The following is a 15021-nucleotide window of genomic DNA, read 5'->3' on the forward strand; positions in this document are numbered from 1 at the left end:
AAGGATTGCGTTAAACAGAAAAAAATCTGTTGTCGCTTCCCTTCTAGAGATGTATATTTTTTTTAAGCTCGACCATTTCTGCGACTACAGGAATGGCATATTGTTTTACCGGCTACACATTCGTTTTTTCATTTTTTCTTCTTTTTTTGATTACTATTATTTGGATTGGCCTATACAAGAGCTGCCCTATTGCTAAGGTTCACTCTAATTAAAATTTGTTGAAATTGGGAATTGAAGACTTTTAACAGAAGCTGCACATGAGATCGAAACAGCTAAAAGATTTCTGTTTGTTTGAAAGTGAAATGTTTTTACTCGTCTTCATTATTGGGAAAATTTTAAACTCTACTAATTTGATAGAACAAAAGTATGTTAAAAATTTTAATATAAAAGTATTATTGCATTTTTTTTGCAAAAAAAATGTTAACGAAAACGATAAAGAAATTATAAATAATTGATAAACAATAAATTAAAAACCATAATGATTTTTGCTCCTTAATAAGAATTTTACTAAACAGCAGGAATTTCAATTGATAAAAAGTCCATTTTAAATGCTTTTTAACCGTTTTAAATGTTTTTAAAAATGAAAAAGTGTCTGAAAAGAAAAATCTGAAGTCTAAAAAATAGCTATAAAAAAATGCCAAACCTTTCGGCTTGGCATTTTGATTTTTTCAATGCTTTATAAAAAGCATTAAAGAAAAATATAGTAGAAACGACAAATACGGCTTCAGTTAGAACACCGTATTTATCAAACTAATTCAAATTAAAAAAAACTACAAACTTGCTTTTACTTCTCCACAAGTCAGCATATTTTTTGGATAATAAGGATTCTTTATTTCCTTACTATCACTTGTCCAAACAGCGCCTGTCATTGGACAAACCTGTAAATATAATGCCGCATCAGCTGCTTTGAATTTTGAAGCCACATCCCAGTATTTCACAGAAAGTGATTCAAAAATTTTGCGCTGTTTATTAATATTTTTAGTCGCTGCCATTTCAGCTGCTAAATCTGAAATTGCTTTTCTTGTTGTTGTCGCCGCATTCATTTGTTCTAAAGTCAGTTTTTTAAATTTGAAGCTTTTCAAGGAATTCTTTAAAGCTTCAGCGTTTTTTACAACGGCAAGACTATCTGAAGTGATTAAACTGTTTTTTAAAGCCAGATAATTTTTAGTAATTTCCTTTTTTTGTTCTTCCCTTTTTTGAACCAATTCTGGCGCTACTTCTTCTTTTGAAGTTACTTGTGCCTGAGCAAAACCGCTTAAGAAGATTAGGGCGATAACTAATAGTTTTTTCATATCGTTGTAGTTGAATTTAATTTTGTACTTATTTTGTCTATTTCAATCAAGATTGCTTCGAAATGATCTTTATTTATTCCTGTTGCACTGTTCATTAACTTAACAACCTCCGCTCTCAATTTAACCAAGTGCTGTTTACCATATAATCTAACATCGCTTCGCTGTGCTGCATTTAATGCTTTTCCTGGTTCCGTTTCTTTAGGCAGTAACAACATGCCTATTTTTTCGATGTAACCACGCTGTAAACTTCTTCTATAAAAATCTTGTTTCTCGTCACCACTGAATTTTATCCAAACCGTTTGCTGTAAATCGTTTAAGAATTCAGGCACCGTATAAGCGCCTTCAAACTGAATTGCTTTTTGGCTGATGTTATAAAGCATTCCTGAACTCAACAACATATTCAACACTTGATTTTGCTGATCTGAAATCTGCTCAGATGTTTTTAATGGAATCAATTTATCTAATTCCTGTGGATACATCCAAAGCGGTGCAACAAATAATTGTCTTCCAACATAATCTACTGCTGCTTTTACTTTTGCTTTAGGAACCGGCTGAAAAACTGATCCTTTTTCGTCAACAGTACGTTTAGTGATGTAGTTGCTTCCAATATTTTTAAGAACGTGATACAAATAGCGGCTGTATTGCGACACCACTGCTTTATGCATCTCTTCTAAATTCTCATAAGCATCATTTGGCTGATACGTCCATTCGATAAGATTTGGAACTACGCGTTTTAGGTTTTTAATTCCGTAATCACTTGCTAAAACAGCATCATCACCAATGTCTTCTTTTTGGCTTCTTGGATCTTCATCTTTTCCTTCTCCACCAAACCATAATTTAGGATTAGCTGTTAAACTATCTGTGGTTAATTTGGCAAGAATTTTTTCTTCCTCAAACTCATCTTTCGCTTTTGGATAATAACCATAGCCCCATTTCACAGCCCAGTTATCATAAATTCCAATTCTTGGGTAAATTCCTTTTGGACTGATATTATCTTCTGGCTGTGCTACATAATTGAATCGGGCATAGTCCATAATCGAAACTGTATGTCCGTTAGCTTCAACCCATTTTTTGTCTCTTAATTTTTCAACTGGAGTCGCACTGCTCGCTCCCATATTATGACGAAGACCAATGGTATGACCAATTTCGTGAGAAGAAACAAAACGAATCAATTGTCCCATTAATTCATCATCCAAATGCATTTTTCTAGCTCTTGCATCTAATGGTCCAGCTTGAATCATATACCATCTCTGTACTAATTTCATCACATTATGATACCAGCCTACGTGACTTTCAATGATTTCACCGCTTCTTGGATCACTAATTCTTGGTCCGTAAGCGTTTGGTGTTTCAGAAGCATAATAACGTACAACAGAATATCGTGCATCTTCCAAACTCATCGTTGGGTCATTTTCCGGCCATTCTTTACCTACAATGGCGTTTTTAAAACCTGCTGCTTCAAAAGCTTTCTGCCAATCATTGATTCCGGCAATTAAATAGGGTCTCCATTTTTTTGGTGTTGCCGGATCGATATAATAAACGATTTGCTTTTTTGGTTCAACCAATTCGCCGTTTAGATATTTTTTGATGTCTTTATCTTTAGGCTCCAAACGATAGCGCTGAATAATATATTTTGTTTGAGCACGTTGTTCATCATCATCAAACAGAACATATTTGTTAGCAAAATACCCTACTCTTTCATCAAAGAAACGTTTACGCATAGGCGTTTTTGGAAGCAGTACAATTGAAGTATTCAAACGTAATGTTATACTACCACTACTGGCTGTTGAACTTGTGTAAGTCTTTGTCGTTTTTACCTCAATATTGATTGGATAAGTATCTATACTTTCAATAAAAGATTTGTCATCTGCAAGAGAAGTTAATTTTTTCTCTGTTTTCTCTTTGCTATCGATAGCAAACATTGGATTGTCTTTCTTAAAAACATCCGTTACCTCGATAACGACTTCTTTTGTATCAGGATTCATTGTTTTAATTGGAAAAGCGGCAACAATTGGATTTTCGTTGCTTCCAGCTAATGCTTTTGCCAACATTGAATCGGCTGAACGAACGTCTTGTCTGTATTGCAGTGATCTTAAATAAACGGTGTTGTTGGCTCCTTTTTCAAAATAAATAGTCTGTTCGTTGGCTTTTTCTCCACCAAAAACTCCCATTCCTTCTGGTGTAGAAAGAAATCGGGTTACCACCAGCATGTATCTATTGAACAAGCTGTCTGGAATTTGAAAATAGTATTTGGTATCTACCTGACTTACCGTAAAAAGACCAGCTTTGTTTTTGGCTTTATCGGTAATTACTTTGTTATAAGCCAGCATGCCTTTTGGCTGAGTACTGGTACTGTCGGCTTTTTTTTCTGGAGTTTGAGCAAAACCATGCTGTCCAAAAGACAGCATGATCAGCATTATAAATAATTTCTTCATCTCAATTAAAATGGAAGTTTTTCGTCTGTATTTAAAGTCAATTTTGGATTCTTTTGCAAAGCAGACAAAGGAAATGGAATAATATACAATCGAGAGTTTGGCTGTAAAGTATATGTTTTTTGAGGAACCGTTTTATTCACGATTGGGAATACTCTTGTAACCGTTTTGGCGTATTCTGTTTCCGTATTTAATCGTTTCAAATCGAAAAAGCGGTTAAAACCTAAAAGCAATTCTTTTCTTCTTTCATTAATCACCAATTGCATTGTTTCTTTTCGAGTAGCCGGAACTGTTAAGTTTACCGTACCTGAAAGAATACGTTTTGCTCTTAATGTATTTAAAACGGCAACTGCTTCGTTCAATTTATCTTGTCTCGCTAAACATTCTGCCTGCATCAAATACACTTCGGTTGTTTTCATCCCCACTGTTGGATAGAAAAATCTTGTGTACTGAGTGCCCCAATACGCTGTACCAGAACCTTGATCTAAATTGGTTGTGCTGGTAGAATTGAAGAATAAATTAAAACGGGCATCATTTGTTCCAAATAACGTTCTTAATTCTGGACTAATGATGTATAACTGGCCAAAATTCATTTCGTTGTAACCCGTCATATACATATAACTTAATACTTCAGTATTATTTGCAGCAGGAACAGCCAAAGCAGTTGGTCCGCCTTGTGCGTTATAAGCTACCATATCAAATATCTGATTGTTGTAGCTTAATGATTTTTCAGCGGCTTCCTGTGCTTTCGCAATTTCTCTTTTAAACAAATGCACTTTTGCTTTAAAAGCATAAGCAAATGCCAATGAAGGATGATAAACATCGGCCGGTTTCTCTAAAAGATACGGTAATGCTTCATCAATATCTCTTTGAATAAAGTCATAAACTTGTGCCACAGTAGATTTTGAAGGCTGTGCTTCTAAATCAAATTTGTCCATAATACAAATTCCTCCATCTGTAGCTGCTGTATTGGGGTCATACCCTTTTGCATAAGTATTTACTAATAAAAAGTGATCGTACGCTCGGTAAATTCTAGCTTCAGCTTTTGCTAATCGTTTGATGTTTTCATCTCCTTTGCTATTATCTACTAAAGTAATAATGGTATTCCATCTGTTGATATAACTATAGGCTTGATTGTAAAAACTCGATCCGGTCATTAATGAAACTCGATCAACACTTTCATCAAAAGTAAAATTAAGAATATCGATGTTTGGGGTTCTACCAATTACATTGGCTTCTCTCATCCATTGATCATCTGACAAGTATTGAAAGTTATTAATTGGATAACCACGTCCAGGAAGCGAAACCAATTCAAGAAATTGCTGTGGTGTTTCAATCACTAAAGCTCCTTTAGGTGTTATATCTGTATAATCGTCACATGATGACACTGTTAGCATCATTAAGGAAAGCAGTGTTATATATATCTTTTTCATTTTTTTAAAGAGTAAGATTAAAACCAAATAGGTATGTTTTTGGCAATGGTAAATTACGTGTACCAGAATTAGCTGTATAAACTTCAGGATCAATACGATTTCCAGCAGCACTCCAATACCAGATATTATTCATTTGAAAAGTAAATTTTGCCGATGTAATATTCATTCGAGTTGCAAAAGCTTTTGGAATATTATATCCTAATGAAATGTTTCTTAGTTTAATATAATCGCCATCTACAACATTTGCAGTTGAATATCTCCATTGACTGCTTATAGTTGGTGCATAATTTCTAACACTTTCGTCAAAATCTACAAATAAACGAGTATTTCCATTTCTGTTTGTGTCAGTGTAACGATCTGTGATACCAGAAAGGTTTACAGCATCAGAACTCATATCGATAGTTTCTTTACGCATTACATTTCCTCCAGAGAAAACAAATAAGAAGTTTAAATCGAATTGTTTATATGAAAAACGCTGTGACAATGAACCTGTGTAAGTTGGCATTAAAGTTCCCATATTTACTAAAGCATCTGGATTAGTAATTGTTTTTATGCTTGTCGAAACTGGATTTCCATTAGCATCAAAAGTAATCGATGGATTTCCACTTTCATCCAAAACATACGGATAGCCATTTACCATTCCTCCGTATTGGTAAGCATATAAACTATTGAATAATTCACCTTCTAAAAAGTAATTACTTGGCGAAGAAACGTATTCAGAAGCTCTAGCTTCAGCTCTTGTTACTTTTTTAACTGTCGTTTTATTGAAGGCAAAAACCAAATTCGAATTAATACGGAAACTGCCATTATTATACCATTCAGAACCAGCACTAAATTCTATACCTTTATTCAATAGTGCTCCGGCATTGATTCTTCTTGACAATGCTCCAACAGTAGGGTCAAGATCTGTAGTTGCTAATAAATCGCTGCTATATTTACGATACACATCAATAGTACCATTTAATTTAGCACGGAACAAACTATAATCTACACCAATATTGGTACTTTGAGTTTTTTCCCATCTCAACATCGGATTAGGCTGAGCAGTGATATTGGTATATTGTAAAGACTGATATAAGTTGTCATTTCTTCTCGTAGCAGTTATATAAGGTGTAGTGCTTTGATCTACGTTTCCGTTAATACCGTAAGTAGATCTCAATTTCAGCATACTTACCCATTTTACTTCTTTCATAAAATCTTCATTGCTGATGTTCCATCCTAAACCTGCAGACCATAATGGGCGGTTTTTGTATTTTGGATCTACTCCAAATAAATCGGCTTTATCAACACGGTAACTTCCAGTAATGTTATATTTAGATAAATACGTATAACTAACAGTACTAAAAATTGAAAAGTAACGGTGTAATATTTCCTTCTGCGTTCGTCCCAAAGCCGCCAACGTTCTGTTGCTGCCAAATATATAGCTAGAAACTCCTGTCTGGCTTAGTGCAAGATTATTTAATACTGCAGAACTAAGTGTAACAGGATCATAACCATATCGCAATTGTTCGATAGATCTTGGAACGAAAGTTTCGCGCATTTCAGTACCAACCAAAGCATTAACAGAGTGTTTGCCTTCTGCAAATTCTTGATTAAAATCTAATTGATTTCTAAAAGAATAATTACTTGCTTGAGAACTTGTCTGCATATATCTTCCTCCAGTTGAGAAACCGTCAACATAAGTATATACGTTTGTAGTTGGATTATAGCCCGTCAGCGCATTGATTGCAGAACGCATTCTATAAGAATTAACATCAAGATACTGCTCTCTATCATTTTTTCTTACTTCGTACTGAAATTGTGTACTATAACTTAAACCTTTCCATAATTTAGCTTTTATATTAGCGAAGGTTCTTAAACTCAATGAATTTTGTTCTTCAATACCTTCTCTAAGTGCATCTAAAACATTAAAATTCGTTGATTTAAAGCCACTTAAACCAGCTAATTTTTCAACCATGGCCGGATTAAGAGCGCCACCAGATGTAAAACCGTCTCTAATTGATGCAAATGACGATTGTACTAAATTTCCGTTATCGTCTGTAATACGTTCGTATCTTTTTTGAATATCATAATTGCCAAGATCAAATTCCGTAACATCATCATTACTATAAGTTCCATTTACTCCAAAAGTAGCATTTAACCAGTTGTTTACCTGAAAACTACTTTTAGCATAAAGATTAAAATTACGCCCCTCATTGTATTTAATACGGCCTAATGATTTATCATAATTAAGTGACACATAAGTATTCTGCTTTGTGGTACTGCCTGAAAATGCAACATTGTAACGTTGTCTGAATTCTTTCTGCCAAACATTATCACGATAATCTTTATTATAATCGTTCTTTCTCCATTGTGCTAGAGTACTGCTATAAGTTGTATTATCAATTTTTCCCTCTTCCAGATTTCTATTTAACTGATAAAGCGGACTATAATATTTCGGATTACTGTTCCCAATATCTCCATAACTGCTAAACATGGTAGCTGTATCGGCAAATCTAGCTCTTTCTCTATTGTAAACCGCTTGCTCAAAGTCAATCATATCGCTAGTTGAAGCGTAATTCATATCTCTAAGATTTGGTTTATCTGAAATAAAGAAATCAGAGTTGATTGTTACTTTTAATTTGCCATTTCCTTTTTTAGTTGTTAAAACGATAATACCATTTGCCGCTCTTGAACCGTAAATAGAAGCCGCCGCCGCATCTTTAAGAACATCCACACTTTCAATATCATACGGATTAATTTCATCTAAAGTCAACTCTGTTGGCAAACCATCTATTACCACAAGCGGACTGTAGCCAACTTGATCAGATGAAAAAGTACCAATACCTCTTAATATAGGCTGATCTGAACCAATGCCGCTTGGATTCTTTTGAAACATCAAACCCGCAACACGTCCTTCTATCGCACTTGATAAATTGGAGTTGATGTTTTCGTTTAACGTTTTTTCATCAATTTTAGAAATTGCACCAGTAAAATTGCTTCTAGCAATAGTTTGATAACCAGTAACGACTACTTCTTTCATAGCCGCAATTTTGTCTTCAACAATAATCGTAAAAGTATTTCGGCCATTAATAGCAATAGACTTTGTTTCAATTGTTAATCCCGAACACTCCAAAATTCCGTTAGAAGGTACATTTTCAAAAATAAAACCACCATCAAAATCGGTAATGCTTGTTCTATTCGTACCTGATAAAGTTACAGTAACACCCGGAAATGGCTCATTTTTATTGTTTGTAACTTTTCCGCTTACGCGGATTTGCTCGTTTCCCAAGCTTTCTGCTTTTTCTTTTGAGGAAGCTGCTACAACAATAGTCTGATTAGCCAAATTGTATTTTAAATTCTGACCGCTGAAAATTTTATTTAAAGCTTCTTTTAATGTAGAATTCTTAACATTGATTGTAACCGGCTTAGCATCTTTCAGCATTTTTTGCGTGTACAAAACTTCGTAATTCGCTTGTTTTGCCACTTCTTTCAGTACCGTTTCAAGTGATGCGTCTTTAAAATTAATCGTAACATTTTGCGCCTGCCCTGAAAAACTGCAAAACAGCATAAAAAGCACAGCAAAAACATTTAAATAATTGGAAAAATTAAATCTGGGAATCTTTTCTCCAAGATTTTTGTAAGGTTTTTTTGGTTGTAAATTTAATTTCATACATTTACATTGGTTATAGTTAAACAATAGGTGGACAACTTATACTGGCTATACACTTTTATAACAACCAGAAGCATCGCAACTGCTTCTGGTTTTTTAGTTTATAGTCTCAGTATATTCGAATAAACTTAAAATTTAGGGATATACAATAACTGTTTTTCCTTCAACCTTAAATTTGATATTACTAAACTCAAGTACTTTTAATACTTCAGATAAATTTTTATTTCTAAACGTACCGCCACTAAAACGAACATCAGAGACATCGCCGTGATATTCAACTTTAATTCCGTACCAACGTTCCAGCTGTTTCATTACAGTTTTTAAATCAGCATTGTCAAATTTGAAACGGCCATTTTTCCACGCAACCGCTTCTTCCGTATCTACTTCTCTCACTTTAATTTTAGAAAAACTCTCCGATACGTCAGACTGCTGTCCTGGTTTCAATATTGATTTTTGATTTTTGTACGTAACGGCTACACTTCCTTCGAGCAAAGTAGTTTTCACAACCGCTTCATTATTATAAGAATGAACATTGAAATGCGTTCCCAATACTTCAATTGACTGGTTATCCGATTTTACAATAAAAGGTTTGTTTTTATTTTTGGCCACTTCAAAATAAGCTTCCCCTTCTAACTCAACGACTCTTTTATCTCCGTTAAACTGTGTCGGGTATTTAATTGATGACACCGCATTTAAATATACTTTGGTTCCATCAGCCAAAACAATATTGTACTGTCCTCCTGTTGGAGTTGAAAGTGTATTAAATGAATTATCATCTTTAGCACCAGCTGCATTTGGATTGATGATATAAGTAATTTCTCCATTTGCGTTCATTTTGATTGTCACTTCATCTTCTTCTCCTTCTTGGGCAATAGTATCTTTTGCTGTAATTTCAGAAAGTACAATTTGTTTTCCGTTCGAAAGTGTCAACACTCCTCTTGTACCTCCCGGAGCAATTTCCTGTGGTTTTGCAGTAACTTGAACCGCTTTTTCTTTTTGTTGTGAAAAGTAAAATATTCCTGTGCCTAATACTACAGCAATTGAAGCTGCAACAGCTATACGAGGCCAAAGACGGACTACCTTTGTTTCTTCCTGCAGTGGTAATTTCGATTTTAAAAGCTGATAACTATCTTCCAGCTCATATTCGTTAAGCTGTAAATTGTTATTAGAAGCTTTATGCAGATACCAAGCATCCAGTTTGTCTTTATCTTCATTTGATAAAGTACCGTCCTGATATTTTTTAAGCAATTCTGAGATTTGGGTTTTATTCATAATTACAACACGAAATTTTGTCTTGTTTAATAGTAAGACAGTTAGAAAGTGCTTTTGTCATAGACAAAAACAAAAAAAAATTAAAAAAACATTATTATATCTTTAACAAATTGAGAAAAACGTTAGCTTTCTATTTACTAATGAACGAGTTACAGAATTGAAAAACATTCAAAAAAATTAAGAAAAAGCATGAAAATAATTTACCAAACAAACAGATTCATCATAGATTTTAGCTTTTCTCGAAGAATTTTAAGCGAATTATACACTTGTTGCTTGGCTGTTTTATCCGTAATATTCAATTGAAGTGCAATTTCATCATACGAAAGCTCTTCCACTTTTCTTAACAGAAAAACTTCACGCATCTTTTCAGGAAGCAAAGCAATTTCTTTGGCAATAATAGCTTCTAATTCCTTTTCTCGAAGATCAGAATCGGCAAAAACATAATCATCTTCTATGAAATTTGAGATCGAATCAGCATAACGCGAAACAACTTTTTCATGCGCAATATGATTGAGTACTCTGTTTTTTACCGCTTTGTATAAATAAGAAGAAAGTGATCCTGTAATGTTTAATTCAGAGCGTTTATTCCAAATAGAAAGAAAGACTTCTTGTACTACATCATTGGCTTCATCTTGATTTTCAAGAATTTTATAAGCATGATTAATTAAAAGTTTGGAATAACGCTCAAAAATTTCTGTATACGCCAACTGATTATCTTCTTTGAGAAGATTTAATAAGAAATCATCAGTATATTCGTTATAAACAGACATTAAATTGAAGGGTTGCTAATCAAAAAGGCAATATTAAACATTTTTTATGTTAAAAGCTAAAAGATGATGCAGTACAAATTTTAGTTTAAAATAAATCTAAATGAATTTATACTGAATTATAATCTATTTAGACTCTAAAAAATAAATCTTAACTTTTCACACATTTTACCCGAAAAAACATTATTCCATGACAACCGACATCCTTGAGCTTAACGATTGCATTGTTTTAATTGAACATTCGAACACAACAAAAACTATAGTTCAAAAATGCGAAATAGACGGCGACGCGCTTGGCTTTGCCTTTTATGGATCAGGAAATGTTGAACTGGAAATCAAACACAATAATCAGACAAAATACCTAATGAACACCACTGGTTTGGCGATTTGTTTTTTCGGCAATCAAAAAGTCGAATTCTCCCATAAAATTGAACCCGATAAACCTTTACAGTCTATTAGTATTTTTACCAAACTGAAAAATCTCAATTCACTTCCTCAAGCAGAAAAAGAGATTTTTGAGAATTATTTACCGCAATTATTGCGTCCAAAAGAACATTTTGTAAAAGGTCCGTCATTTTACATGACACTCGAAATGCAATTGGCTGTCCAAAAAATTTTCAATACATCCTACACAGGAAACGCACGTTTACTGTTTTTAAAAAGTCAGGTCAACGAACTTCTTGCTCATTTTTATGCGCTTCTGGCTTCTGAAAAAAAACCTGATTTATCTGAAACCGATAAAAACAAACTTTTTCAAGCGAAAGAAATTGTCACCATCAACTACTCTTCTCCACCATCTATTACTCAATTGTCTCAAATGGTTGGGCTCAACAGTAATAAATTAAAGAAAAATTTTAAAGAACTTTTTGGAATTCCGGTTTTTAAATTTGTTCAGGAAGAACGATTAAACAAAGCATACGAATTACTCCGCGAAAGCGAAAAAACAGTTCAGGAATCCGCTTGGGAAGTCGGCTACGAAAGTCTGAGTTCTTTTTCGAATGCGTTTCATAAAAAATTCGGCATGCGTCCGAATGAAGTGAAACAGCAATTCTTTTCAAACAAATCATAATTCTTTTGAGACAAATGATTGTATTTTAATCTAGGCAACTTTGTATCAGTAATCATCATTAAAAAACTATTGATATGAAAAAGAAAATTTTAGTTCTAGGATCCAATGGAAAAACAGGACGCAGAGTTGTAAAAAGATTAGAAAATAATCCTGAAGTCGAAATTCGTTTAGGTTCAAGAAATGAAACCATTCCTTTTGACTGGGAAAATCCAGAAACTTGGCAAAATGCTGTAAAAGATATCGATACAGCTTATATCACTTTTCAACCTGATTTAGCCGTTCCTTTTGCAGCAGAAGCTATAGAAAATTTTACCAAACTTGCCACAGCATCAGGAGTGCAAAAAATCGTTCTGCTTTCGGGAAGAGGCGAAAAAGAAGCTCAGGTTTGCGAAGAAATAGTAAAACAAAATGCTAAAAACTGGACTATAATTCGCGCCAGCTGGTTCAATCAAAACTTTAGCGAAAGCTTTTTCTTGGATCCAATTCTCTATGGAATTGTAGCTTTACCAAGAACAGAAGCACTAGAACCTTTTACCGATGCAGATGATATTGCTGATGTTGCTGTTGAAGCTCTCTTAAACGAAAACCATAACGGAAAAACTTACGAATTGACTGGGCCGAGATTGTTAACTTTTAAAGATGCAGTAAACGAAATTGCCAATGCAAGCGGCAGAAATATTAGCTTTCAAGCATTAAGTCTGGAAGAATATAAGCAAATGCTACAAGAATATCAGGTTCCAGAAGATCATATTTGGTTAGTAAATTATCTATTTGAACAGGTTTTAGACGGAAGAAATTCGAGTATTACATTTGACATTGAGAAGATTCTAGGAAGAAAAGCAAAAGATTTTAGCGCTTACGCAGAAGAAACAGCTAAAAGCGGAATTTGGAATCCTGAAAACTAAAAAACTTAATGCTGCTATACCTTCAAAATCCATAACAGAATTATATTCTTATAGTCTTAAAATATTTCTCTAATTTTGCCCGCCTTTAGGAACTAATTTTCAAAAGGAAAAACTTCAATATGTGGACTATTTGTGAGGAATGCCAAGGACGCGGTAAAAAAAGCCGAAGACTCAGCAAAAAAGTACGGCTTGATTATCAAATTGAGATGGAACAGTTTGAAAAATCAGATCAACAAGGCACAGAACCTGTTCGTCCTAAAGCTCCTTTATACACCTGCCCAAAATGTCACGGATCTGGTTTAACTGCTTCTGGTACTTATCCTAAAGCAGATATTGAAAATTTTCCTCATGTTGCTATTATTGGTGCGGGTATTGGTGGTGTTGCGCTGGCTGTTGCATGCTTACATCGTGGCATTCCTTTTAGCCTTTATGAACGCGATCTTAATTTTGACGCACGTTCTCAAGGTTACGGACTGACTTTACAACAAGCCAGTAAAGCAATGGAAGGTTTCGGAATTACAGCTTTAAATGAAGGCGTAGTTTCAACGAAACATATTGTTCACAATACAGAAGGAAAAATAGTTGCTGAATGGGGTTTTAGAAAATGGCTTGAAAATGACATAAATGCATCGCCAAAACGAACAAATATTCATATTGCTCGACAAGCTTTGCGTCAAGCTTTATTAAATCAGCTTGAAAGCAGTGACACAGTAAAATGGGGACACCAACTATTAGATTTTACACCATCACCAAAAGGGATTGATTTACGTTTTCAGGTTAACGGAGAAATAAAAGATGTTAAGGCAGACATTCTAGTCGGTGCTGATGGAATTCGAAGTGCAGTTCGCAGACTTTTAATTGGCGAAGAAAAGACTCCCTTACGTTATTTAGGCTGCATTGTGATATTAGGAATTTGTCCTTTAAATGCTTTAAAAGACATTGAAAGTCCGTTATTAGATTCGGCTACTGTTTTTCAGACTGCCAATGGAAACGAACGTATTTATATGATGCCTTATACATCTGATTCGATTATGTGGCAACTTAGTTTTCCAATTCCTGAAAAAGAGGCTAAAACTTTAAGCATCCAAGGAACAAAAGCTTTAAAAGAAGAAGCCTGTAGAAGAACACAATGGCACAATCCAATTCCGAAAATATTAGAAGCAACGCAAGAAGCTCAGATTTCAGGTTATCCTGTTTATGATCGTGAACTGATCCATAGAGAATTACTAGAAAACGCAGGTTCTGTAACGCTTATTGGTGATGCAGCGCATCCTATGAGTCCATTTAAAGGTCAGGGAGCTAATCAAGCTTTATTGGATGCACTTTCGCTGGCTCGTGAAATTGCAAGAGGCTGTAAATCCCCGATGCATTGGAAGGAAAAAGGCGTTAGAGAAAGTGCTTTAGAACAATTTGAATCAGAAATGATTGAACGAAGTGCTTCTAAAGTGAAAGATTCTGCCGCTGCTGCTGCATTTCTCCATTCTGATATAGCCCTTTATGAAAGCAACGAACCAAGGGGAAAATGTCTAAAAAGAAACCGGAAATAACAGTCATAATTTTCTACAGTAATTACAATAATCAATCAAGAATCAACAACTAACGTTTTACAGCTATCAAATTGGTTTAAAATAAAAAAAACTCCAAAATCTTTGACTTTGGAGTTTTTTAATATTATTTGTAAATCTTACATTTCGTTCAAATCGTTGAACTCGTGTAGAGATTTTAATGTGTTTTCGTAGAATAAAATCGCAGCGATTAGATTTCCTTTGTCAGAGTAAGGCATCATCTTTCTTTGGAACTCTACTGTAGTATCTAAGAAAGTTGTTGTACCAGCTGCTTGGTTATCTAAGATTTTTTTGTGATCTCCATCGTCTGGAATACCTAAATCAGCCATAGTAACACCTGGTTTAGTAACCAAAGCGATATAAGGAAGAGTTTTTACTAATACTTTAATACGCTCAATGTACAATTCTAAAAGCTCTCCTTTTTGCATACCACTTAATTCTTTTTGATCATGGTATTTACGGATTAACGCTGTTGTACTAATAATACTTTTAGGAGCATTTTTCGCTTGTGCTGAAACAGCCTCAGTTGCCAATAAGAAAAGGAAACTTAGTAAAATTATCTTTTTCATGTTATGAATTTGATTTGGGTGTTGTTCGACGACAAAAATATGTATTTTAACTTAATTTACAAGTT

General features: G+C 34.2%; 10 protein-coding genes. 3 read left to right on the forward strand and 7 right to left on the reverse strand.

Annotation, left to right across the window (positions count from 1 at the left end; all coding sequences use genetic code 11):
• Positions 1 to 770 precede the first annotated feature (770 nt).
• The 6 genes from GSY47_RS04625 to GSY47_RS04650 all read right to left on the reverse strand — a co-directional run bounded on the left by GSY47_RS04625 (position 771) and on the right by GSY47_RS04650 (position 10851).
• Positions 771 to 1292 carry a DUF3347 domain-containing protein gene (locus GSY47_RS04625; RefSeq protein ID WP_179003635.1) on the reverse strand — a complete coding sequence of 174 codons (522 nt, stop codon included), beginning with the start codon at positions 1290 to 1292 and terminating at the stop codon, positions 771 to 773.
• Positions 1289 to 3727 carry a zinc-dependent metalloprotease gene (locus GSY47_RS04630; RefSeq protein ID WP_179003634.1) on the reverse strand — a complete coding sequence of 813 codons (2439 nt, stop codon included), beginning with the start codon at positions 3725 to 3727 and terminating at the stop codon, positions 1289 to 1291. The genes GSY47_RS04625 and GSY47_RS04630 overlap by 4 nt, the downstream gene beginning before the upstream one ends.
• 5 nt (positions 3728 to 3732) lie before the next feature.
• On the reverse strand, positions 3733 to 5157 hold the full coding sequence (locus tag GSY47_RS04635) for a RagB/SusD family nutrient uptake outer membrane protein (RefSeq protein ID WP_179003633.1): 1425 nt from the start codon (positions 5155 to 5157) through the stop codon (positions 3733 to 3735).
• Between the two features lie 4 nt (positions 5158 to 5161).
• Positions 5162 to 8809, reverse strand: a complete 3648-nt coding sequence (locus GSY47_RS04640) for a SusC/RagA family TonB-linked outer membrane protein (protein WP_179003632.1) — start codon at positions 8807 to 8809, stop codon at positions 5162 to 5164.
• 135 nt (positions 8810 to 8944) lie between these two features.
• A complete protein-coding gene (locus tag GSY47_RS04645; RefSeq protein WP_179003631.1) occupies positions 8945 to 10081 on the reverse strand; it encodes a FecR family protein in 1137 nt (378 codons plus the stop codon).
• 200 nt (positions 10082 to 10281) lie between these two features.
• Positions 10282 to 10851 carry an RNA polymerase sigma factor gene (locus tag GSY47_RS04650; protein ID WP_179003630.1) on the reverse strand — a complete coding sequence of 190 codons (570 nt, stop codon included), beginning with the start codon at positions 10849 to 10851 and terminating at the stop codon, positions 10282 to 10284.
• A gap of 187 nt (positions 10852 to 11038) precedes the next feature.
• Here GSY47_RS04650 and GSY47_RS04655 point away from each other — a divergent pair, with 187 nt between their 5' ends.
• The 3 genes from GSY47_RS04655 to GSY47_RS04665 all read left to right on the forward strand — a co-directional run bounded on the left by GSY47_RS04655 (position 11039) and on the right by GSY47_RS04665 (position 14369).
• Complete coding sequence (locus GSY47_RS04655) at positions 11039 to 11917, forward strand: helix-turn-helix domain-containing protein (protein WP_179003629.1); 879 nt, start codon at positions 11039 to 11041, stop codon at positions 11915 to 11917.
• Between the two features lie 74 nt (positions 11918 to 11991).
• Positions 11992 to 12822, forward strand: coding sequence for a Rossmann-fold NAD(P)-binding domain-containing protein (locus GSY47_RS04660; RefSeq protein WP_179003628.1), 831 nt, complete (start codon positions 11992 to 11994; stop codon positions 12820 to 12822).
• Positions 12823 to 12941: 119 nt separating this feature from the next.
• The gene (locus GSY47_RS04665; protein ID WP_179003627.1) at positions 12942 to 14369 is read left to right on the forward strand and encodes an FAD-dependent oxidoreductase; all 1428 of its coding nucleotides are present in this window, start codon (positions 12942 to 12944) and stop codon (positions 14367 to 14369) included.
• A gap of 137 nt (positions 14370 to 14506) precedes the next feature.
• On the opposite strand, the gene GSY47_RS04670 is transcribed toward GSY47_RS04665, so the two are convergent.
• Positions 14507 to 14956 (reverse strand): hypothetical protein, encoded by a 450-nt coding sequence (locus tag GSY47_RS04670; RefSeq protein WP_091495261.1) that lies wholly within the window; start codon positions 14954 to 14956, stop codon positions 14507 to 14509.
• Positions 14957 to 15021 lie beyond the last annotated feature (65 nt).

Source organism: Flavobacterium quisquiliarum, assembly GCF_019308285.1.
In the GTDB taxonomy this organism is placed as follows: Bacteria; Bacteroidota; Bacteroidia; order Flavobacteriales; family Flavobacteriaceae; genus Flavobacterium; species Flavobacterium quisquiliarum.

Excerpts from the sequence above, each read along its gene's own strand:
- GSY47_RS04625 (WP_179003635.1), bottom strand. The coding sequence starts at position 1,292 with ATGAAAAAACTATTAGTTATCGCCCTAATCTTCTTAAGCGGTTTTGCT.
- GSY47_RS04630 (WP_179003634.1), bottom strand. The coding sequence starts at position 3,727 with ATGAAGAAATTATTTATAATGCTGATCATGCTGTCTTTTGGACAGCAT.
- GSY47_RS04635 (WP_179003633.1), bottom strand. The coding sequence starts at position 5,157 with ATGAAAAAGATATATATAACACTGCTTTCCTTAATGATGCTAACAGTG.
- GSY47_RS04640 (WP_179003632.1), bottom strand. The coding sequence starts at position 8,809 with ATGAAATTAAATTTACAACCAAAAAAACCTTACAAAAATCTTGGAGAA.
- GSY47_RS04645 (WP_179003631.1), bottom strand. The coding sequence starts at position 10,081 with ATGAATAAAACCCAAATCTCAGAATTGCTTAAAAAATATCAGGACGGT.
- GSY47_RS04650 (WP_179003630.1), bottom strand. The coding sequence starts at position 10,851 with ATGTCTGTTTATAACGAATATACTGATGATTTCTTATTAAATCTTCTC.
- GSY47_RS04655 (WP_179003629.1), top strand. The coding sequence starts at position 11,039 with ATGACAACCGACATCCTTGAGCTTAACGATTGCATTGTTTTAATTGAA.
- GSY47_RS04660 (WP_179003628.1), top strand. The coding sequence starts at position 11,992 with ATGAAAAAGAAAATTTTAGTTCTAGGATCCAATGGAAAAACAGGACGC.
- GSY47_RS04665 (WP_179003627.1), top strand. The coding sequence starts at position 12,942 with ATGTGGACTATTTGTGAGGAATGCCAAGGACGCGGTAAAAAAAGCCGA.
- GSY47_RS04670 (WP_091495261.1), bottom strand. The coding sequence starts at position 14,956 with ATGAAAAAGATAATTTTACTAAGTTTCCTTTTCTTATTGGCAACTGAG.